The following is a 21,802-nucleotide window of genomic DNA, read 5'->3' as shown; positions in this document are numbered from 1 at the left end:
CGGCGCTACCGGTAGCACGTTCGCGCTTGGCCAGGCTCAGGTCGGCCAGGAAGTGCGCGTGGTAATCGGCTACGTGGATGACTTCGGTGCGGCCGAAAGCGCTTCGTCCAACATCCTGGGGCCGGTGGCCAACGTCAACGATGCACCGACAGGCGCGTTGCTGATCAGCGATACCACACCGGATCAAGGGCAGGTGCTGACCGCGCTGACGGGTGGGATTGCCGATCTGGATGGGCTGGGCACATTCAGCTTCCAATGGCAGCAAGGTGTCGGCACTTCCTTCACCGACATCAACGGCGCGACTGCTGCGACCTTCACCCCTGGTGCGGCGCAGGTCAATCTGCAACTGCGAGTGATCGTGCGCTACATCGATGGCTTCGGCACGCTGGAGTCGGTGACCTCTGCGGCGACGGCGGCGGTTGTGGTACAGGGCGTGGTACTGCAGGGCAATGCTTTGGCGAACACCCTCACCGGCACCGCAGGTAACGATGTGCTGTTTGGCCTGGGCGGGAACGATACGTTGAATGGCCTCGCCGGTATGGACCAGTTGTTTGGCGGCACTGGCAACGACATCCTCAACGGCGGAGACGACAACGACGTCCTCAATGGCGAGGACGGCAACGACACCCTCAATGGTGGGCTCGGCGCAGATGCCATGAACGGCGGTGCCGGCAACGACACGTTTGTGGTCGACAACGTCGGTGACGTTGTCACCGAGGCGCTGGGTGGTGGTACCGATCTGGTGCAAACCAGCCTGACGAACTACCTGCTCGGTGCCAACGTCGAGAACCTGACCTATACGGGAGCCGGTAACTTCACCGGTACCGGTAATGCACTGGCCAACACCATCACCGGCGGGGTGGGTAACGACTTCCTCAATGGCGGTGCAGGTGCTGACCGGATGTTGGGGGGAGCCGGCAACGATACCTACGTCGTCGATGCAGCCTTGGACGTGGTGGTCGAGGTGGCGGGTGGCGGTACGGACACCGTGCAGACTTCGCTGGCCAGCTACACGCTGGGCACTGATGTCGAGAATCTGACCTACACCGGAGTCGGCAACTTCGTCGGCAACGGTAACGGGTTGAATAACGTCATCACCGGCGGGGTGGGTAATGACACCCTCAATGGTGGCGGCGGCAACGACATCCTCACCGGCAACGGCGGCAACGACACACTGAATGGCGACGCCGGTAACGACCAACTGTTCGGTGGCATTGGTACGGATACCCTCAACGGCGGCACTGGCGATGACAGCCTCGACGGCGGTGATGGGGCGGATGTCTTGAATGGTGGAACAGGCAACGACACGCTGCTCGGTGGTGACGGTAACGACACATTGTTGGGTGGTAGCGGCAATGACTTTATCGATGGCGGTGCCGGCGACGATACGGTCACTGGCGGTGCTGGCAACGACATAATGGTTGCCAGCAGTGGCAACGATATCTTCATGTTCGCAGCGGGCTTCGGGACCGATCAGATCATCGGCTTCGATGCTAACGCAGTGGGCGGCCAGGACCTGCTCGATATTTCCGCGTTCGGCGTCACTGCTGCGACCTTTGCCGGCAGCGTCATCATCACCGATGTCGGTGCGGATACCTTGATCAGCTCCGCAGGAATAGCTGACTCCATCCGCCTGGTCGGTGTGGCCGATGCAACAACCGTCACTGCCGCAGACTTCATTCTCGCCACTTGAGGTCCTGATCAGTACTGTCGCAGACGCGTGAAAAGACGAGGGGAGGGCATGGATGCCCTCCCTTTTTTTCTTTAAAAAAACCGGCTGTTTTTTACTTCGATTGCCAGCATCGCGCTCAGCCATAGCCGGATAGAACAAGGAAAATTGATATTCCCGGGCTGAAAAGTGTGATTAGCGCACGCTAACTTTTCTACAGCCTTGGCTACACTTCGTGTTCCGTTGGAAACTTGCGGGAACTTACGTGAAGGCGCAATACGTTGTTATTAGTTCACGAAAATACGATGAGCTGACCCGTTGGGCAGACTCACGCATTCTCGTGCATCTTGGGGAAGGAGTAAGGCGTGTATGAGTAAAGAAGGCGAGGCATTCCTGCCGATGCAAACCGCGCGGCCGCGCGCTGGACTGGCCAACCCAGGGCGTGGCGGTGTTGCTCCTGTTGTTGTTTTACTGGGGACTGGGGAGTTTGCCATTCCTGAGCGTCAATGAAGCCCGGCGCGCCGTTACGACACGGGAAATGCACGAGGCTGGCCAATGGCTGTTGCCGTACATGAACGGCGAGCTGTACTTGTCCAAACCGCCGCTGTTCTATTGGCTGGCCCTGGTCAGCACGTCACTGCTGGGCAGCCTCTCCGAATGGAGCGTGCGCCTGCCTTCGGCGCTGTTTGCGACGCTGTGTTGTCTGACCTTGTATCGCCAGGCATGTGCATTCGCCGGGCGACAAGTGGCGCTGCTGGCTGTGGTGTTCCTGGCGGCGAATGCCGGGTTCAGCCTGTTTGCCCGCCGGGCAGAAATTGAAATGCCTTTGACCGGCCTGTGTCTGCTGGCGCTGTTTTGTGCATGGCGCTTTCTGTTCGCGCAAGGCGGTCGCAGCTGGGTCTGGCTCAGTTACGGGCTGCTCGGCTGTGCCTTGTTGACCAAGGGGCCGGTCTGCCTGTTGTGGGTGACCGCACCGATATTGGTCTTTTGCGTTGATCAGCCGTGATCGTCTGGCCCGAGCTTTTCTGTGTGACAGTTGGGGTTGGATGCTTGCAGTGCTCCCTCACGCGGATCGAGTCGTACCTGAAACCCAAGCGTTCGGCCCTGCTGCTCGGGCTGGGCTCTTTGTGCGCCAATCAGGGCCAGATCAAGCCTTGAAACTGCGTCATTGAAGCTCTGCATGACTGGATGTTGGCCCGGCGTGATCTTGTGCCCAGACAGGCCCTGCAAATTGCGGGGCTTGTCGTTTCTGTCCCCCGCCTGTCCATCCATGCACCAGTCTCGCCAGACACAAAGTACGCTTGCGGCCAGTTTTGCTTTGCCTAGACGTGTTTGCCGGACGCTTACGGATCTAGAGCAGCAGGCAGCGATCCAAATTGGCCAAATGCGGTCTTCGATGGATTATTAGCGAATGACTGTCGCGCAACTCAATAGCACTGCCTGCGAACAAGATCACCTTGCACCACCCGTAACCCAAACATGATGAATGCTTCCCACTGACTCTTAACTGCTGAACAAGCTGATAAGACTCCAGGCTGCCCCTATCGCAAAAATGAAGAGAATGAGTACCAGCGTGAGGATTAGCGGCTCGATGCGCATGAAAGTGACTCCTCAGAAGGGCTAGCAATGCGCGCCTGATCTGCGGCGCAGGTGTTTTTCAAGGCAACGGTTGCCTGTATAGGGAGTGCCCCAGAAAAACTGTTTTTCCAGTGGTAACAGCTTCAAACTCTCAATTGATGCGCTAGTGAACTCACAGCATTCTCTGTGCCAAAAAATTTAACAGCTTATAATTCCCCGCCAGCGGGGCTGCCTGATTCTGTGGCCAGTTCTCCATCAAAAAAGTTGAAACAGGATGCGGGTAATACAGCCCATTTATGGGGGATTTCTCTCAATGTGGGTACGGCAATACCACAGGTGCTTGAGCCATTCGCGACCTGCTGATATCGACCTGATGCGGACACTGAAAAAGGAACTGCGGTTGAACGAACAGACATTGTCCATGCGCCTGGAGCGCGTGGCGGCGCATGTGCCAGCAGGTGCGCGCCTGGCCGATATCGGCTCGGATCACGGCTACCTGCCGGTGGCGTTGATGCGTCGTGGCGCCATCGCGGCGGCGGTGGCCGGCGAGGTGGCATTGACGCCGTTCCGCTCGGCCGAACGCACCGTGCGCGAGAACGGCCTGGACCAGCGGATCACCGTGCGCCTGGCCAATGGTCTGGCGGCAATCGAGCCGGGAGACGGGATCACGGCGATCAGCATCTGCGGCATGGGCGGCGAGACGATCCGCGACATCCTCGACAGCGGCAAGGCGCGCCTGAGCGGCCAGGAGCGCCTGATTCTGCAGCCCAACGGCGGCGAGCAGCCACTGCGCCAATGGCTGATGGAAAATGGCTACTGCATCCTCTGCGAGGAGCTGCTGCGGGAAAATCGCTTCGACTACGAAATCATCGTCGCCGAGCGCGTCGGGCCGGTGAAGTACACCGCCGAGGAACTTTACTTCGGCCCGCTGCAGATGCAGGCACGCAGCCCGGCGTTCCTGATCAAGTGGCAGCGCATGCTGCGCGAGAAGCAGAAGACCCTGACCCACTTCGCCCGTGCGCGGCAGGCCGTGCCCGAGGAGAAGGTGCAAGACATCGCCCGGCAGGCCCGGTGGATCACCGAGTTGCTGGCTTGAGCACTTGTACGAAAAAATCGCCGAGCGGCGATCAGGCAAGCCGAAAACAGGCGAGGAACGGCCGGGGTCGCGCCCGACTTTACTGGTTGTAAATGAGTATTCCGATCGGACTCGTGCACGAGCCTGTTTTCAACGCAGCATGATCGAGGCGTAGGCACTTTTCGTACAAAGCCCAAGCCGAAGCGAGGGCCCATTTGAATCGTCCTCAAATTCGCAGACACAGCTGAATGACAGCTTTTGATTGTGGATTCAACCGGTCGATGCAACGCAACTAAATTCTGTGTAAGCAGAAGGAGTGTTGCAGGTGGATTGATCCCGTGGCTTCGCACTAGCGACGATAGTAGCGGTGATCGTCCTCGTAGCGGTGCCGCATGGCCCGATCTTGTTGGTGCTCCCAATCACGATGGCGTTCAGCTTCTCGGCGGGCTTGCTCTCTACGCCACTTATCTATACGCCAATCGTCTCTACGATCGTGCCAACGGCCGTCATGCCAGTATCGGTCGTCATGGGCAAGCAACGGCCCTGGCTGCTTGCCTGCCAGACTGGCCAAGGTCGGCCAAGGGTTGCCGGCGGCCTGGACAGGAGCCTGAACGGCTAGAATAGCCAACGGCCTCAGTGTTCGGCTCCCTTTGAGGTTGGCTGTCTCGATGTCCCTTCTGGCCGATAGCAACCGGTTGCGAAGGGCAGCAATCGATCCGAAGCAGATATCACCTCGGTCGCGCAAACGACTGAAGCAGGCCCTGTCCATCGTCATGGGCACCGAGGCTTTGATCGCCGTGCGCGATATCAGTCGCGCGAGCATCGAAAAATCACTCGACACTGCCGCCTGGGCGGCTCGGGCGCTCGTTCGTCAGGCACTGACGGAGGAAGAACAAGCGCGACGAAAGCGCGACACTTTGCAGACGAACTCGCGGTCTTCTCCTCCATAACACCGAATAGCTCACGTTTCTTCAGGCCGTTGTGAATGGCTCCTTTTGGCCGAGGCTGTGTAAAAACGTTTTCGATCTGCGGAGGTAGACGAAAACAGCCCAAAAATCGCGTCCCTACGCAAATTTCAGGTCTACTTACCAAACGGTCGACGCCAGATTTCACGTAGTAACGCTGACTTCAAAGTGACGAATGCGTTTTTACACGGCCTGGGCCGGTAACAGCCAGTCGTTCGTCGCCGAGGGTTTTCTCTCATAAACCTTGCTGGGCTTGCGTGGATCGACTGCCGGGACCGTGACCCTCCCCCTATTCAAAACAGATTCCAGGCGTTGCGGCCAAGTTATCGAGAAAGGCGGCAATCTGCCGGGTACTGCGCAAGTGCACCACAGGAATGTGCGAGCCGATGGCCAGGCGCACTGCCTCGATTCCTGGGCGATAGCCTCGATCGAAATTCCACACGAAGTTCAGAAAGGTCAGGAACGCCCGGTCGAGTTTCTCTGTACAGCCTGCTGCAAGGTCAGGGCGAGGGCGGTTCATGACGCTGCGCATGATCACCCGGGTGAAACAGGTGAGCCGCGAAGTATCGAGCCAGATGATCAGGTCGGTACGGGGCAGGCGAAGGTCGAAGGTTCGCCGCGCATAATTGCCTTCACAAATCCAGGCATCCGGTGCGATCGCTTCGCGGACCCGCGTGCGGAACTGTTCAGCGTCGGGTTCGACCCAGCCGGGCTCCCAGAACAGCGTGTCCAGGTGAACCACGGGCAGGCTCAGGCGCTTGCCGAGGGCGCGGGCGAGGGTAGATTTGCCGCTACCGGCATTGCCCAGAATGACAATCCGTTGCATGGGGACTTCCTGTCGCGAAAAAAGCCGGCAATTGTGCAGGTTTTGGAGGGGCAGTGAAAGGTGACCTCCACGAGCGACAGCTATTGAGCGATATCGATGCGGCTGCTTTAGCCTGTCCGGTTCAGCACCAACAAACGCGCCGCCAGCGTCGTCATGACGACAGCGAAGCAATAAGCACCCAAGCGCCTGGAGATTATGCCTGCGCACAGGCGCCCATGCAGCTGCCCGGCACAGACGCTGAGCAGGGAATGAAAGATCAAGGCGATCAGCGCAAGCAACACACCCAATACCGTCAGTTGCAGGGTGACACTGCTGGCTCCCAATGTGACGAATTGCGGCAGGAATACCATGAAGAACAACAGTGCCTTGGGATTCAGCAGGCTGTTGAGGGTCGCCCGGATAAAGATTTTGCGCAGCGATGCCAATGCAGGTTGAGCGTCAGCATCCGCCGGCGGAGTACTCAATGCCTTCCACGCCAGCCACATCAGATAACAAGCCCCGGCCCACCGCAGCAAATCAAATGCCGGCGTCCAACTCATCACCAACGCACCGAGCCCCGCGCTAACCATGGCGGTCATCAGCACGTCGGCCAGGGTGATTCCCAATGCTGCGGCGAAACCGGCACGCCAGCCATGGGCAACGGCATGGCTGGTGACGATGGCCATGTTCGGGCCAGGCACGATCAGCAACAGCAGGGCGGCGACAGTGAACAGGTAAAGGTTGGTGGCGTCTGGCATAGCGCAGATTTCCCTGGATGAGAGACAAGGCTATCCGTAGTCGTTGGGTTGAAGCAGATACAGTGGGGATGGATTTGATAGCTACAGTCAGGTGTGTGGAGGGGAAGAGTCGGTCAGGACGAAAGCCACGTATTCACTACCCGCCGATCCAGTTCTTCCCAATCCGCCATGCCCAGCACCCGCGTGGTATTCAACCCACGCAAATAACCGCGCAACTGATTGGCGGTGGCCCGCGCAAGCTCTGGGTCGGGCGCGTGTTCGCCCAACAATACGGTTTCGTACTGGACCAGGTACTCGGCCACCCGGTCACGAAAATCGGGCAGAACGGCGTTGCGGATCAAGTCAAAAGTTCTCAAGGAGCGATCCTCATCCATCTTTTTCGGTGGTGATTGAGTGTGTATCCGTCTGCGCGGCGCACAACTATTGCTAGAGGTAATAGTGACCATCATGAAACGCAAGTTCTACTTTGATGGCAATAGCCGGAAAATCCCCTCCAACGACACGCCACTCACGAAAATTCGGGTGATGTGATGAACGAACCTTTTATTTTCAGGATGAGACCGATGCGTCTTTTATTTGTGCCTGCCCTGGCGTTTGGCGCTTTGTTGCTCGCCGGTTGTGCCTCCGCGCCGAACGACCCGACCCTGACCTTGCTGACCAGTAAGACCCCGGCCCAATACGCTGAGTGCGTCGTACCGAAATTGCAGGGCAACGCGTTGAACCCGACCGTCTCGCAGACCCAGCGCAGCTACCGGATCGTGGTAGCGAGCAAAGTCTCGGCGGATAACGTGCTGGAAGCCTACAAGGTCGGGAACGGCGGCAAGGTGTTCATCTACGAGCGGCACTTGCTGGCCTCGAACTTGTTGCCTTCAAGTTTTGAGCGCGCCGCACAGGAATGCATCTGACCCCGGCCCGTAAACGCTTTCTACAGAGCTCCTTTGGTTGGCCGCAACCGACCAGTTTTTTGCCCCGCACCGCATTCGGTAGCGGGGCTTTTTTTGTCTGCGTGACTCGTATCGACCCATCTTTCAATCATCTAAATTGAAAGGCCAAGCCGATACTCCTGGTCAGTCCCTGCTTGCCGGGATACATGTTCGATCAGGAAGCCACAGCGCTTGAGGACTTTTGCCGAGCCGATATTTTCAGCGTACACGTTGGCAACCAGCTGTTTAAGGTTCCAACGCAACTGCGCCTGCTGAATCAGATGCTTCACCGCCAGCGTTGCCAGTCCTTGCCCGCAAGCACTTTGAGCAATCCGATAGCCCACTTCTGCCGACCGCGCGGACGTGTCGATGTCTTTCAGGTTCGCTCTGCCCACTATTTGTCCGCCAGCGTCTTCGATGACAAATGGGTGCCAGATGCCGGCGGCATGATCAGCTAAATAGGCAGCAATGTGCTCGGTGACACCCTGCACCGAGTAAAAAGCAGCACCACGCGCGTCAATGTGGCGCTCGAACCACTCGCGATTGTCCACTTCAAAAGTCAGCAACGCCTCGGCATCAGTGCTTTGCAGGGTACGAATTGTGACGGGTTCCATAAGGACGCTCCTTTTCCTGGTGGAACTACTTGGATAATTGTGCGCAGGCACGACTTGTCAGTCGTTAGCTGAGTTGGCGCTCTTACAGGATGACCTGATGAGGAAGCAACTCACAATTCGAAAAAACCGATTGAATAAAAACTCTATAAACGTGAAGCTCACTGGCGCATTGCGAGCAACCAGTAAGTCAGTATTGCCAGTTTCTGGCTCAGGGAGCGCTGATGAGTTTTCGTCCATTGACCGACTTCCTGCGGCAATCGAGCGATTGCGACGTTGTCGCATCTCGGCTTGAAGAGAATTCGGACACTGTCTGCATGGCTTACGCTGGCAACGAGAACACGATCGATCAACTGCTGGACTCAGCGCGCAACTGGGCGCACACCACCGCGTGGGTGGTTTACCGTTCTGGTGAACAAATGCATTTGGTCGGGCAGGGCGACCCATTGGCGCAGTGGCCGTCAAGTGTTGCGAATGAAGAGTTCGACACCTTTTGCCTGACCCGGCACTTGCACAGCTGGCCGACCGGTAAAGGTGAAAGTGTGCTGGGTTGGCTACTCGCGCCAGTTGACGCTGCCGCGGAACCGGCGCTCGCCGAGTTTGCGCAGCGCCTGGGCATTCAGGTGCAGACGAATACCCTTGCCCGTGCGCAGATTACTCAACGTGTGCTGTATGAAATTACCTACCTGGCCAGCTCGACCCGCGACCGGTCAGTGTTTCTGGTGGGGGTTCACCAGCTGCTGGCTAGCCTGATCGACGCCGAGAACTTCTATCTCGCGTTGTATGATCCGCACAGCGGCAAGATTGACTACCCGTATTACGTCGACATCATTGATGTTGATGCCGTGGAGTCCTCGCACTACGAATACCTTGACCTTTCGCACCTGTCGTTGACTGGCCAGGTATTGACCACTGGCCAGCCGTTGCTGATCGACGCCGCCGGCATTCTCGCGGCTCAGGCCGAGGAGCGTTTTTACTGCGTGGGTGATCGTCCCGAGTTCTGGATGGGCGCACCGTTGAAAAATGCCTCGGATGACGTGTTTGGCATGCTCGCGATGCAGGTCTACGACGTTTCTCGTACCTACAGCGCCGAGGACCGCGCGCTGTTTCTGGTGGTAGCCCGCCACGTGGCCATGGCGCTGGACCGGATTCTGCACCGAGAGGATCTGGAGGCGACAGTGATGCGTCGCACCCTGGAGCTGTCGGCACTCAACGACGCGTTGAGGCAGGAGGTGGCAGAGCGAGAGCGCGCCGAACATCTGCAGAGCGCGCTGTTCCAGATCACTGAGCTGTCCAGCCAGCCTGGCGACATGGCTGAGTTGTTTCAAACCTTGCATGGCATCGTCGGTGATCTGCTGTTCGCTCGGAATTTCTACATTGCGCTGTTCGACGACGCGACCCGTGAAGTGACCTTTCCGTATTACGTTGATGAGCGGCAGACGACCTGCCCGGTGGCACGGCGTGGGAGCCGGGGCTTGACCGAGTACGTGATCCGTCAGCGCCGACCTTGCCTGATTGACGCCGACGAAGCTGACCGATTGACTGCGCACGGTGAAATCGAAGTTGCCGATGTGTATTTCAGATCCTATTCCTGGCTGGGCATCCCCTTGTTCGATGGCGATGTGGTGCGTGGCGTGCTTGCGGTGCAGAGCTATACCTCGCAGGTGCGCTATACCCTGCGTGACCAGGAGCTGCTGACGTTCGTGTCGCGGCACATCGACACCGCGTTGTCGCGACGCACGGCCGCCGAAGCGATCCATGCCGCCAATCTCAAGCTGGAAGCCCGGGTGCAGAACCGCACCCGCGAGCTCGATCACGCCAATGCCAAGTTGCAACACGAAAACTCCCACGATGCGCTGACCGGGCTACCGAATCGTACCTACCTGCAACAGCGCCTCAATCTGGCCTGGTCGCAGTTCGGCAGCGAAGGCGGACCCCTGGCGGTGATGTTCATCGATCTCGACCGTTTCAAACTGGTCAACGACAGCCTCGGCCACCATTTTGGCGACCTGCTGTTGATGCAGGCCGCCCACCGTTTGCGCGGTTGTCTGCGCGATACCGACATGCTGGCGCGCCTGGGGGGCGATGAGTTTTCCGTGCTCGCTCCCGAGGCGCCGCTGGACGTGGTGATCGACATCGCTGAACGGATTCTGGTGGCGTTTGACCTGCCGTTTTTAATCAATGGCTATGAGGTTTTTTCGTCCTGCAGCATCGGGATCGTCAGCGCCGACAGTCAGTTCCATCAGGAGCCAGCCGACTTGCTGCGCGACGCCGACGCGGCGATGTACCGGGTCAAGAGCGCCGGGCGCGACAGCTACGCGGTGTTCAATCAGGAAGTGCGTCGTGAAGTCTCGGACCAGGTTGAGCGGGAAGGGGCCTTGCGCAACGCGCTCAAGCGTACCGACGAATTGCTGCCATATTTCCAACCGATTGTCAGCGTCGAAAGCGGAGAACTGTTGGCCCTTGAAGCGCTGATCCGATGGCATCAGCCGGGCGGCCGGGTGATCGCGCCGGGCGAGTTTTTGCCGGATGTCGAGGGGCTGCGTCTGATCGGTCGACTGGACCTGTACATGCTCAACAGCATTGCACTGATCCTCGCACAGCCCGAGCACGCCAACTGGCCTGCGGTGCACGTCAATTGCTCCAGCTACAGCATGACGCGTCCCGACTTCGCCAGTGATGTGCTTGCGCTGTTGGCGCGGCATGGGGTTTCGCCGTCGCGGATCTGCCTGGAGTTGACCGAAGGTGCGCTGGTGGCGGAGCCGGCGATTGCCCGACTGACTATGCAGCAATTGGCCGACAACGGCATGTCGGTGGTGCTCGATGACTTCGGTGCAGGGTTTTCATCCCTGAGCTATGTGCATCAATACCGTTTCAGCGGCTTGAAGATCGACAAGTCGTTCATCCTCGAACTGACCACCAGCGCTCGCAGTCGCGCGATCGTCCGGGCGATTGTGCGTATGGCCGAATCGCTGGACCTGAGTGTGGTGGCCGAAGGTGTCGAGGATGAAGCGACGCTGGTCTTGCTGCGCGAAATGGGCACAGGGCAGGCCCAGGGTTATTATTTTGCCAAGCCGATGGGGTTGGAGGCGTTGTTGGCGAGTTCGCTGATGGGGCGTTAGGGTTTGTTGAGGTATTCAGGCAATGCCGGTTCGCCGAGTGACCGCGCCCTCCGTAGGACGGAAGGTCTTGGAAGACTCGTCTCTATTTCTCCAAAGCTCTTTGTATCAAGTCTTAAATGGAGTGGTGTATGGCCGAACAAGCCCTTATCGCGGTTTCCTAACCTTCACGAGCGAGTACTGCTTGTACCTCATCGGTTCCGTTTGTATTCATGCGCCGTAACAAGTGGCTATAACAATGAGTGCGAGAAAACAGACCAACTGCACGCAAAAGAAGGTAAATCGAACCGCCACGAAGATATCGGTTTGCACATGGGATACGTGAACCAGAGACTGGCACACGCGAGCGATCAGGACGATTATGGACAAGTAGCTCACTGCAGGGCCGTCGACACCAAGGGCTGAAATCACGAAAACGATGACGCCAAAGACAGGCAGATTTTCCACACAGTTCGCGTGTGCTCTTGTCCCGCGCCGATACCAATCCTCGCCTTCGAGCTGATCGCTTCGGAAAGAGGCAATCGGAACATTCGAGAACAGGATTCTGACCCAGCGATACACCCCGACGGTTGCCATCAACAGCAGTAAAGTCCAGGTCGCAAATCCAAGCAGCATCCACATCGGAATCGTCATGGCTGCCATCCTCAATCAATCATTTTCAGCACGTCATCCCACCGTCGCGCGACCGACGCGCGGTCGGTCGCCCCTGTCGATCAATTGCTCATGATGGGTGCCAGTGCGGTCTGAATCCTGGACATCTGTGCTGGAGTTGTCATGTGCGTCAGCAGCCGACCAAAGTGTGGATGCTGCACGCCCGAGATAATGTATTGCCAGCGGTAGGCGCTCAGCACGGAGGCTTTGATTTGCGCTGTCTCATCGACACTGAACGATCGTGAAACATTGCGAATAAAGTAGTCGGCATCGGATGCCGATTGTGCCTGCAGGATTGCGTCGACGGCCGCCACCAGCGCAATCAGATCGTTCACTGCCTGGTCGCGCTCGGCTGGCGAGAGTTTCGCGTGCTCCGCCTTCCACTCCAGTTCATCGAGTACGACGTGCCGGCTTTCATCCTGCCAGTGAAATTTGAAGACATCCTTGAAGAGTGGGCACACCTCCTCGCGCGGGGCGATGCTTTGCACGTAGTGCGTCTGAACAAACAGCTCGATATGACAGGTCAGCGCCAGTACCGACCAGGTGCTGGCCGCAAGTACCGCGCGCGCCATATCGTTTGGATCGGCAACTTGACGATATCCCGCTGGCAATTGAGTACCCATCATCGCCTCAATGCGCCGGAACAGCTCCTGATGCTTGATCTCGTCGTTGGAAAAGCGCACCAGCGCTTCGAGTACGAGCTGATCGTCAAATACATGCGCCCGACCTTGATCGAGCATTTTGGCACTGATAAAACGCTCGACCAGGCCAAAGATATACGCATAGGTTCAGCCCTGAATCTGGCTAAGCAGGCGCGCCTCGTCCGCGGTGAGAAAGGTCAGGCGGTCGATCCGCGATAGTCCGTCGGGCAAGAATTTGCGCGAGAAGTCGAAGTTGCGGTCTTGTAGCAAATCGCGATCGATCTGCCATTCCGCTTTCTTCGATGATCTGACGATTTGAGCATAACGGGCGGCGTTGCCCGAATCTGAGCTGGGTATGTTGGCGACGGTGTTCATATTGATCTCCTGCTTCCCTGGTCGAGTTGGAAGGGGCAATTACGGTTAACGTCGGAGCCAATGACCATTGGTGAAGCGCCTGGGGATCGTCTCGATCACTGAGTCCACGTTGGTGCTAATCTAGGCCTCGCAGTTCAGGCGGCGAATGACCAGTGCGCCTGATTACATGCTCCGGACTCCGGAAAGGAGGGCTGGCAATTGTTGGATGCGCTTTCTGATGTCTTGCGTGTGATTCGGCTGTCTGGAGGGGTCTTCCTTGAGGCTGAGTTCACTGCGCCCTGGTGCATCAACGGAAGAATCTCTGCAGACGATTGCAAACCGTTCCTGGCGGCACCTCGACATATCATTGCGTCGCATTTTGTCGCGGCGGGGCATATGCAATTGCGAATCGACGATGGCGCCACCCTCGACGTACGGGCAGGCGAACTGATTCTGCTTCCTCGCAATTCGGGCGCGCACTGGCGCTGCTCCATGCTCGTCCAACCGAGGGCTGGACGGCAGAAGCCCTGGCGCTTGAAGTGGGCATGTCGCGTTCGGTATTTGCGGAGCGATTCACGACATTGGTCGGACAGCCACCAATGCAATACCTGACGCTCTGGCGTATGCACGTGGCGGCTCAACACCTGCGTGAAGGTCGCGGTAATGTGGCGCAAATTGGCTTTGCAGTTGGCTACGAATCCGAAGCTGCGTTCAGTCGAGCATTCAAACGCCAGTTCGGCACATCACCCGGCACCTGGCGCAGACAGTCAGCATGAGAAGGCTGCGGATTCCACGCCGTCCGCAGTGGCCGTTGCAGCGGGAACTTCAGGGTACTGGTCAGGTCAACAGGGGCCCTGTATCGGCGATGCCGAGCAGCGCTGGTGGCCTGTTTTACGGCAGTGCCGTCCTAGATCAGCCGAGTCCGCCCCCTGATGCCAACCAAGAGTTTTCTGCCGGGTCTCATCCTGGCGTTCTGCGCCGTCGCGTCGCTTTGCTCGGTTGCTGCCGAGCGAAGAGCGCCCTCGCAAAGTAACAGCGCATCAACCACGCTAATCGAAACCGCCTCGCGGCAGTATGAAAATGGCCAGTTGGACCAAGCCGCTGCCACGCTGGAGCGTGCCCTGCATATCCAGCCGAACAATCCCGCGACGCTGCATTACCTCGGTGTGTTGCGTCTTCAGCAGGGGCAGTACCAGCAGGCTGAAACGTTGGCGGCGCGCTCGAACATGCGGGTGGGTCGCAACGTCGAGTTGCGCAACCGCAACTTCCAATTGATCCAGGCGGCGCAGCAGGCCAAGGCTTCGAGTACCTCACCCAACGCCAAAGAGGACCCGGTCGCAGAACAGAAGGGGCTCGAAGAGGAGGCCAAAAGGCGCCGCGAAGCAGAAATGGCCGCTGCTGAACAATCCAACGCTGGCAACTTCGCTAGCGCAATGGCAGAGAGGGTATCGGATTCGCCGACGGCTGGCGGGCCACGGCCCGAAGGAGAGTTGCCAGTGGCTTCCGTCGAGCCAGAGCCCGCGTACGATGAGGTTGAGATTCCCCGCGGTCATTGGCCGCCTCCGGGTAAATGCCGAATCTGGTTTCCTGATCGCCCGCCCGGGCATCAGCCCGCACCCGGCAGCTGCAAGAAGCTGCGATATCGGGTTCCGTCAGGAGCCTACCTGGTGCACGGTTGAGTTTCTGAGTGTCCTTCGTCTCGCGCCGGACTTGTCGGGGCGCATGACCTCCCAGTACTAAAGGAGGTGGCAATGAAAGCTAAAGGACCATTCCAGTCTGGCGTCATAGGTTTAGGCTCAATCCCATGATCAAAAGATACCGGCTGCGATGGCCCATCCACCTCTGCATCTTAAAACACTGTTCGCCTGAACACTTGATGCAGCACGTCTCCCGCTGAACTTCGTCAATGATGACACTCAGACCCGCCTCACAGCCTGCGATATGAGTAGAAGACCTCACCTGATTTCCGGGTTTCCAGAATAAAAGAGGATTTATCATGAGCAGCACCTTCTTCATTCCATCCGTGAACATGATGGGCATTGGCAGTCTCGACGAAGCGATGCTCGCAATCCGCAAATATGGTTTCCGTAAAGCCTTGATCGTCACTGATGCAGGCTTGGCCAAAGCCGGCGTGGCCGCCAAGGTAGCCAGCCTTCTGGCCCAGCAGGACATCAACTCCACTCTGTTTGATGGCGCCAAACCGAATCCGACGGTCAGCAATGTCGAGAAAGGCCTCGAACTGCTTGGCCGTAGCGACTGTGATTTCATTATTTCCTTGGGCGGCGGTTCACCCCATGACTGCGCCAAGGGCATTGCCCTGTGCGCCGCCAACGGCGGGCACATCAGTGATTACGAAGGCGTGGATCAATCCGCCAAGCCACAGATGCCGTTGATCGCGATCAATACCACCGCCGGAACGGCGAGTGAAATGACCCGTTTCTGCATCATTACCGACGAAGTCCGGCACGTGAAAATGGCCATCGTCGACCGTAACGTCACCCCACTGTTGTCGGTCAACGATCCTTCGCTGATGGCAGGCATGCCCAAAGGCCTGACCGCCGCCACCGGCATGGACGCGCTGACCCACGCTATCGAAGCCTACGTGTCGACTGCGGCAACGCCGATCACCGATGCCTGTGCACTCAAGGCCGTGGAATTGATCTCGGCCAACCTGCGCACTGCCGTTGCCCAGGGTGACGACATGACCGCCCGGGAAAATATGGCCTACGCGCAATTTCTTGCCGGCATGGCCTTCAACAATGCTTCGCTGGGCTATGTCCACGCCATGGCGCACCAACTGGGTGGGTTCTACGACCTGCCCCACGGCGTCTGTAATGCGATCCTGCTGCCCCATGTCGCCAGCTTCAACGCCAGCGTATGCCCGGCCCGGTTTAAAGACCTCGCCAACGCAATGGGTGTCGACACCCAGCATCTGGATGCGGAAAAAGGCGCCGCCGCGGCCATCACCGCCATACGTAAACTGTCTTCGGATGTCGGTATCCCGAGCGGCCTCGCCGAACTGGGCGCCAAGGCCGACGATATCCCGATCCTGGCAACCAATGCCATGAAGGATGCCTGCGGCTTTACTAATCCGCGTCCTGCCAATCAGGACGAGATCGAGCAGATTTTCCATACCGCGATGTAACCGATGTGAAGTGACGCCAGCCAGATCAAAAGCCCCGCCTTCGGTTGAAGTGCGGGGCTTTTTTTGGTTCTTCACGGGTTACTCGACTTTGAACCCCGGTAAGCCCTGAGTAGCTCCACGACCGGCTGCTTGCTAGCTTTACCGCGCCGGTGGCCAGTGGTCGAGTCAGGCTGGGCATTTCCGAGGAGTACGCCGGCGCGGTACTGGGTTGTACGCTGCCGCACGTGACGGCGGATTTTCCTTACATAGAACTGGAGGTAGAAACCGGTGCCAGTGGCCGCTTGAACACCCGCCTTCAGCGTGGGCAGCTGGATATGGCACTGTTAGGGGCGCCGGTTGATGTTGCTGCGCCGCAGATGCGCTGCATAAAGACCTTCGGCATCACCCAACCCGTCTGGGTTACCGCCCACGACTACATACAGGACCTCACCAAACCGGTCCCCCTTGCATTGCACGGCAAGGGTTGCCCGTATCGAAGCGTGGCTGTTGACGCGCTGACCCAGCAAGGTCGTCGCTGGCGGGCGGTCATCATGAGCGCCGGGGTCACCGCATTGGAAACCGCCATTGAGGCCGGATTGGCCATTGGCATCGTCGACCGTGCCCACGTGCGTCAAGGCATGCGCGTGCTGACTGTGGCTGACGGGTTTCCTGAGCTACCCGTGAATGAATTACGGCTGATGTTGGCCCCGGGGGAGTTGAGTGAGGCAGTGGAGGTGTTGGTGGGATTGATCGGCCATGGCTTTGAGCGTTAACGCGTCGGAATCAGTAGCGAGCGACCGCTTTTGGCCGAGGCTGTGTAAAAACGTTTTTCAGCGCGACAGGTACTCAAAACCGGACTGGAAATCGCGCTTCTACGCAAAATCCACATCTGCTGAGGTGCCGATAAATTTCAGATTTAACGTAGACGCGCACACCTCAATTTTGGCGAAGCGTTTTTACACACTCTGGGCCGATTGATGCCGCTGGGTACGGCACGGCACCGCTATCGACCAAAAGCGGTCACGATCTCATCGCTGAGTCCGCTTACTACTCGTATTCAGCGAAAGATCAGTGATTGGTGTGCCGCGCCGCCCGTGCGTGCGCCATCACCGACTGCGATTGCCACATTACCGGCGGCTATTGCCGCATCCCCGCAGGCAAATACGCCGCGTACACTTGTTTGGCGCATCGCATCGACCTTGATGAACTCACCCGTCGGTCCGGCTTCAAACTCGCACCCCAGTTGCGCTGCCAGTGGGCTGCCCATGCGTGTTCGAGGCTGAGTGAACAACCCTGCAAGTTTGATCACACGACCGCTGGCGATGGTCACATCGGCTTGTTCTCCTACAACCGACAGCACGGGTTCGCGCTCCACCGCCACCCCACGCCTGGCCAGCTTCGCCACCTGGTCGGCATCAGGCTCGAGTATCTCGTTGAGGAATAGGGTTGTGGGGCCCCAGTCGGGCAACATCAGCGCTTGGTGGATGGCCATTGGTGACGCCGCCAATACTCCAATCGGCTCGCCGTCCAACTCATATCCGTGGCAATACGGACAATGAAACACTCGCTGCCCCCAGCGCTCCGACAGCCCGGGAACCTCAGGCAACTCATCCACCACCCCTGTGGCCAGGATCAAATGCCACGCTGCGAATTGCTCCCCGTTCGCGGCTGTTATCACATATCCACCAACGTCCGCCCTTGCCTGGATGGCGGGTTGCGAAAGCCATTCTACTGTGGGATATGCCAGCAACTGAACACGTGCCTCGCTGACAATCGTGCCGGGATTACGACCGTCCTGCCCAAGAAATCCATGTGAGCTGTGAGCAAACCGGTTACGGCGTTGACCTGCATCGATTACCAACACCTTCCGGCGCGCCCGTGCCAGTTGCAAACCTGCGGAAATGCCGGAATAGCTGCCGCCAACGATGATCACGTCATAAACCATGGATCAGTCTCCCTGGTTCTTCGACCTGCTCGAAGAACTCTAGATACAACTTAAGTTACATGATGTTGAGGTGTCAACAGTCTCGTAACTTATGCTGTATCGAGCGATACTCAGTGCCAGTAATTCAGGAATCCGCCATTCATGAGAAATGACACTCGCTTGTCCCGCATGCTGCACGTGCTGATCCACATGGCTCGCCATGAAAAACCTGCCACGTCCGATACCATCGCGCAGATGCTCGGTACCAACCCCGTAGTGGTCCGGCGGACCATGGCGCTGCTCAAGGAAGAGGGTTACGTGCGCTCAGAAAAGGGTCACCGTGGAGGGTGGACGCTGGCGAAACCGCTAGCGGAGATGACTCTGTTGAACATCCATCAGGCCTTGGGCTCGTCCTCGCTTTTCGCCATTGGGTTGTCGACTGATCATCCAGAATGCCTGGTCGAACAAGCGGTGAATGCTGCGCTAACCGAAGCGTTTGATGCGGCGCAGGCATTGCTTATAGATCGCTTGGGGAGCGTCACGCTTGAACAGCTGGCCAGTGATTTCGAACGGCGCTATCAAAGTCTGTAAAACCGTGATCTACAGAGCCGCGATTTAGAAGCACCTAGCCGAACCGCATATGCGGATGCCTGCTTTTGGCCGATAGCTGCCTGTCCCGAAGGACCGCAATCGACCCAAAGCGGACCTTGACCGGCGGTAAGTAGCTCTTACAATCTCCGACCCGAGTAAAGCGGCACTTGACCGACACCGGTAGACCATTAAATCAGGTGATGTCGTATGCGTGATCTACCATGCCCTTGCTGCGGTTTCGTCACCTTGGAAGGTGAGTACGGCTCGTACGATATCTGCCCCCTTTGTGGCTGGGAAGACGACGCCGTCCAGTTAGCCAATCCAACGTCAGAGGGAGGCGCAAATTCGATTTCCCTCGCTGACGCTCAGATGAGTCTCTTAAACAAATACCCAATAAATATTCGGCTTGCGGGGGGATTTCAACGAGGACTCGGATGGCGACCGCTAGACGCTAATGATCTTGAGGCAGCGAACGTACTTAAGACCGTCAAGCATTGGCACACCATCGCCGTTCGCTGGGAGTCAGAAGCCTATTGGGCAGTGACTGGAACGACCAACGTTAAGGTCTGAATTTACGAGATCCAACAGAACGTTCCGCTTTTGGCGGGAAGCGGGTTTAATCCGAATGTCCGTTATTGGCCGGTTGCTGCCTGACTTGAAAGGCCGTAGTCGACCCTTAGCTGCCGCTCATGAAGTCGTGTCCCAATAGAAATGGATGTACTCGTCTTCATACTCCGCGAACAGCGAAACGATGAACTCCGTCTTCATCGAGTACATCAATAACGCTCCGACGAAACCGGTCGACTCATGCAGCGGTTGTTTGAGCGGAGCGATCAATTCAAACGCCTGATGCGCAACCATCTGATTGAAAACAGCTTCCGAGATTTCCTCAAACTGAGCGTCAGAAACGTAGCCTGGGAAATAACTTTCGCATCCAGGCCGCCAATCCATCCATTCCGCGTGAAGCCAGAAGTTTAATCCGTTTTCGCCTTGCCGTTTGGGGGCGCGGGTTATCCTGATGATCTCCTGAGAGGCAGAGCATCGAAAGGCGATTGCTGGATAGGTGACGTAATAGAGACCGGGACAATCATTGTGCGCTGTCCAGAAAGTCAGTTGCTCACTGGAGAGTTGATCAAAGTCGCTTCTGTCGAACATGGAAGAACCTAAGGTTTACGTCGCGCTAATGGGCAAGAGCGCCCGATAGTAGCAAAATGCTTTCAATGAGGTTTTTCGGGAACCGTCCGCTTTTGGCCGATTGCTATCTGTCATGTAGGGCTGCAACCGACCCTAAAGCAGTCAGTCATGAAGGGCAGAAAACGGCCGTTTTTGTTGATTCGACTGAGACATGGAACGGTTCTTTTCTGGTCAACGTCTGAGTCCAGGTGCCGTTGCGTGGTCTTCGTGTTGACGCTCACACATTCGCCTAACACGGTCACGTCATGCGGCTTTAGCGACTAAGCCCCTTGCCAGTCATTAGTCAACGGCAACGGACTCGTTTCAAGCAACTTGAAAGAGTCGGGGATACCGGGATCAGTGAATGTGTTTCTTGACGAAGGTAGCTGTCGTCGAGATCAGCTCGTCGATCTGCTTCTCGTCTTTTTTCATGTTGAAGAAGTGATCCATGGGCCGGACAAGCAACTCATGTCTTCCAGGGTGATAGCTGATAAAGCTTTTCCCGAGGGTTGGCTGCGGAGAAACGATGTCGTCGTTAGTGCCGACCGCGACGAGCAGTGGACCCTTGTAACGGGTGATCTCGGCGGCGGCATCGAGGGTCATCAAGCTGACGAAGAACGCGGATTTAAGCTTGACCTCGCCACCAGCAGGTAATGCCAGTGCGACGGGGGTGTCACCGCTGTGCAACGCTTCCTTGATCTTCTCGGCGCCCCACAGCAGCGGGAACGCGGCTCCCATATTGGTTGCGGGGTTCCAGAGTGCGACCGCGTCGAGTTTATGCGGGGTCCGTCCTGCTACAGCAGCACCCACTGCTCCGCCCATGCTCCATCCAACAAGCGCCATGCGGCTGGCATCGACGCGCCCGGACTTGGCCAGAAAGTCGAGCGCAGCCAGCCCATCCTCAACATCCGTATCGAGTGTGCCGTCGGTCTTGGCACCATCGCTGTCGCCATCAAAACGGTAATCGATACGGAGGCTGGCAATGCCTTGTTCGGCCCAAAGACGTGCGGCCCGGGCAAAGATACCTTCATTGACGGCCGGAATGATGAGCTCATCCCTACTGCCCCCGAAACTGTGAAGCAACAGAATTACTGGGGGCTTCTTAACGCCGTCGGGCAGGTTCAGAGTGCCGACGACGTTCATTCCCTCAACGGAGAAGGTGACTTTTTCTTCAGCCGCAGACGCGAAATATGGGACTGTAGCCAGGCTTGCGAGAAGTACTATACGGGTCAATAAAGTAGGCATGGGGGCGATCCTCAGCTAGACGGATAAAGGTTTAATTCTTGGGCTGGGGGGCGTCGCCCGAAGATGCAGTCGGCGTTCCGAGCAGTCCGATAGCGCTGTACCAGAGCGGTCCTTGATTGATGCGGTCGGGGTGGAGTTCGATCATCTTGTCGAAGAACTCGCGTGGGGTCGGCTTCTCGGCGAGTAGTTCTATGGCATCCAACAGGTATTGGCGGGTCTGCTCCAGAATGACTGGATCATCGGCACGATTTTTCTGTTTGTGCCCAGCAATAACGATGCGCGGTTTCAAAGCTTCTACTTGGTCGATCGCCTTGACCCAAGCTTGGAGCCCCCCGTTGCCGCCTTCGAGGAGATATTGGTGTACACCGTTGTAGGCAACGTCGCCGGCCACCACCAGTCCCATGGACGGTACATACAGCACCGTGGTGTCGTCAGTATCTGTATGACCGACGTCTATGGCCTGGATGGTATTGCCCTCAAGCGTGAAGCCTTCAGCAGGTATCGGTTGAGCAATAACATCGGTCTTTCCAATGAGCCCGGGAAAGTCCTTGTCATATACCTTTTCGCGTCCGACAGTGGCCTGCTGATGCATGAGT

The 21,802-nt window shown here is 57.6% G+C and carries 19 protein-coding genes and 3 pseudogenes; 12 read left to right on the top strand and 10 right to left on the bottom strand.

Annotation, left to right across the window (positions count from 1 at the left end):
* The 4 genes and pseudogenes from E3W21_RS26890 to E3W21_RS26870 form a co-directional block, all read left to right on the top strand.
* A partial coding sequence (locus E3W21_RS26890; RefSeq protein ID WP_134422708.1) for a calcium-binding protein occupies positions 1 to 1,693 on the top strand: 1,693 nt, incomplete at its 5' end.
* A 424-nt stretch (positions 1,694 to 2,117) separates the two neighbouring features.
* Entirely contained in the window at positions 2,118 to 2,675 is a 558-nt protein-coding gene (locus E3W21_RS26885; protein WP_256661665.1) for a glycosyltransferase family 39 protein, read from the top strand.
* 972 nt (positions 2,676 to 3,647) lie between these two features.
* Positions 3,648 to 4,343, top strand: coding sequence for a tRNA (adenine(22)-N(1))-methyltransferase TrmK (locus E3W21_RS26880; RefSeq protein ID WP_305955713.1), 696 nt, complete (start codon positions 3,648 to 3,650; stop codon positions 4,341 to 4,343).
* A 704-nt stretch (positions 4,344 to 5,047) separates the two neighbouring features.
* Positions 5,048 to 5,272, top strand: a pseudogene (locus E3W21_RS26870) (TetR/AcrR family transcriptional regulator); the annotation flags it as partial.
* A 304-nt stretch (positions 5,273 to 5,576) separates the two neighbouring features.
* On the opposite strand, the gene E3W21_RS26865 reads toward E3W21_RS26870, so the two are convergent.
* The 3 genes from E3W21_RS26865 to E3W21_RS26855 form a co-directional block, all read right to left on the bottom strand.
* Entirely contained in the window at positions 5,577 to 6,113 is a 537-nt protein-coding gene (locus tag E3W21_RS26865; protein ID WP_134422590.1) for an AAA family ATPase, read from the bottom strand.
* 107 nt (positions 6,114 to 6,220) lie between these two features.
* On the bottom strand, positions 6,221 to 6,850 hold the full coding sequence (locus tag E3W21_RS26860) for a LysE family translocator (RefSeq protein ID WP_129436873.1): 630 nt from the start codon (positions 6,848 to 6,850) through the stop codon (positions 6,221 to 6,223).
* Positions 6,851 to 6,963: 113 nt separating this feature from the next.
* Entirely contained in the window at positions 6,964 to 7,206 is a 243-nt protein-coding gene (locus E3W21_RS26855; RefSeq protein ID WP_129436872.1) for a hypothetical protein, read from the bottom strand.
* Between the two features lie 207 nt (positions 7,207 to 7,413).
* Here E3W21_RS26855 and E3W21_RS26850 point away from each other — a divergent pair, with 207 nt between their 5' ends.
* The gene (locus E3W21_RS26850; RefSeq protein ID WP_134422588.1) at positions 7,414 to 7,755 is read left to right on the top strand and encodes a hypothetical protein; all 342 of its coding nucleotides are present in this window, start codon (positions 7,414 to 7,416) and stop codon (positions 7,753 to 7,755) included.
* Positions 7,756 to 7,886: 131 nt separating this feature from the next.
* Here E3W21_RS26850 and E3W21_RS26845 read toward each other — a convergent pair whose 3' ends face one another.
* Complete coding sequence (locus E3W21_RS26845) at positions 7,887 to 8,387, bottom strand: GNAT family N-acetyltransferase (protein WP_134422586.1); 501 nt, start codon at positions 8,385 to 8,387, stop codon at positions 7,887 to 7,889.
* A 221-nt stretch (positions 8,388 to 8,608) separates the two neighbouring features.
* On the opposite strand from E3W21_RS26845, the gene E3W21_RS26840 reads away from it, so the two are divergent.
* Positions 8,609 to 11,506, top strand: coding sequence for an EAL domain-containing protein (locus E3W21_RS26840; RefSeq protein ID WP_134422584.1), 2,898 nt, complete (start codon positions 8,609 to 8,611; stop codon positions 11,504 to 11,506).
* 207 nt (positions 11,507 to 11,713) lie between these two features.
* On the opposite strand, the gene E3W21_RS26835 is transcribed toward E3W21_RS26840, so the two are convergent.
* Entirely contained in the window at positions 11,714 to 12,136 is a 423-nt protein-coding gene (locus tag E3W21_RS26835) for an MAPEG family protein (RefSeq protein ID WP_134422582.1), read from the bottom strand.
* 80 nt (positions 12,137 to 12,216) lie between these two features.
* Positions 12,217 to 13,170: pseudogene (locus tag E3W21_RS26830) on the bottom strand (diiron oxygenase).
* 198 nt (positions 13,171 to 13,368) lie between these two features.
* Between E3W21_RS26830 and E3W21_RS26825 the strand changes: the two are divergent.
* The 4 genes and pseudogenes from E3W21_RS26825 (at position 13,369) to E3W21_RS26805 (ending at position 17,046) form a co-directional block, all read left to right on the top strand.
* Positions 13,369 to 13,925, top strand: a pseudogene (locus E3W21_RS26825) (AraC family transcriptional regulator).
* Positions 13,926 to 14,081: 156 nt separating this feature from the next.
* Positions 14,082 to 14,828, top strand: coding sequence for a tetratricopeptide repeat protein (locus E3W21_RS26815; RefSeq protein WP_134422580.1), 747 nt, complete (start codon positions 14,082 to 14,084; stop codon positions 14,826 to 14,828).
* 317 nt (positions 14,829 to 15,145) lie between these two features.
* Positions 15,146 to 16,294 (top strand): L-threonine dehydrogenase, encoded by a 1,149-nt coding sequence (yiaY, locus tag E3W21_RS26810; protein ID WP_134422578.1) that lies wholly within the window; start codon positions 15,146 to 15,148, stop codon positions 16,292 to 16,294.
* Positions 16,295 to 16,443: 149 nt separating this feature from the next.
* Complete coding sequence (locus tag E3W21_RS26805) at positions 16,444 to 17,046, top strand: LysR substrate-binding domain-containing protein (RefSeq protein WP_256661664.1); 603 nt, start codon at positions 16,444 to 16,446, stop codon at positions 17,044 to 17,046.
* 284 nt (positions 17,047 to 17,330) lie between these two features.
* Here the strand turns inward: E3W21_RS26805 and E3W21_RS26800 are convergent, their stop codons facing one another.
* Positions 17,331 to 18,218 (bottom strand): NAD(P)/FAD-dependent oxidoreductase, encoded by an 888-nt coding sequence (locus tag E3W21_RS26800; RefSeq protein ID WP_134422574.1) that lies wholly within the window; start codon positions 18,216 to 18,218, stop codon positions 17,331 to 17,333.
* A gap of 141 nt (positions 18,219 to 18,359) precedes the next feature.
* Here E3W21_RS26800 and E3W21_RS26795 point away from each other — a divergent pair, with 141 nt between their 5' ends.
* Both E3W21_RS26795 and E3W21_RS32165 read left to right on the top strand, forming a co-directional pair.
* The gene (locus tag E3W21_RS26795; RefSeq protein ID WP_129436805.1) at positions 18,360 to 18,788 is read left to right on the top strand and encodes an Rrf2 family transcriptional regulator; all 429 of its coding nucleotides are present in this window, start codon (positions 18,360 to 18,362) and stop codon (positions 18,786 to 18,788) included.
* Between the two features lie 207 nt (positions 18,789 to 18,995).
* A complete protein-coding gene (locus tag E3W21_RS32165; RefSeq protein ID WP_134422572.1) occupies positions 18,996 to 19,358 on the top strand; it encodes a CPCC family cysteine-rich protein in 363 nt (120 codons plus the stop codon).
* 117 nt (positions 19,359 to 19,475) lie between these two features.
* Here E3W21_RS32165 and E3W21_RS26785 read toward each other — a convergent pair whose 3' ends face one another.
* The 3 genes from E3W21_RS26785 to E3W21_RS26775 all read right to left on the bottom strand — a co-directional run.
* Positions 19,476 to 19,943: a hypothetical protein gene (locus E3W21_RS26785; RefSeq protein WP_134422570.1), complete on the bottom strand. Its 468-nt coding sequence runs from the start codon at positions 19,941 to 19,943 to the stop codon at positions 19,476 to 19,478.
* A 375-nt stretch (positions 19,944 to 20,318) separates the two neighbouring features.
* Positions 20,319 to 21,206, bottom strand: a complete 888-nt coding sequence (locus E3W21_RS26780; protein WP_134422568.1) for a S9 family peptidase — start codon at positions 21,204 to 21,206, stop codon at positions 20,319 to 20,321.
* A 31-nt stretch (positions 21,207 to 21,237) separates the two neighbouring features.
* A partial coding sequence (locus tag E3W21_RS26775) for an MBL fold metallo-hydrolase (protein ID WP_218570179.1) occupies positions 21,238 to 21,802 on the bottom strand: 565 nt, incomplete at its 5' end.

The sequence above is a fragment of the Pseudomonas sp. F01002 genome (genome assembly GCF_004402115.1).
Lineage (GTDB): Bacteria > Pseudomonadota > Gammaproteobacteria > Pseudomonadales > Pseudomonadaceae > Aquipseudomonas > Aquipseudomonas frigoris.
This window is presented reverse-complemented; position numbering and strand designations above follow the sequence as displayed.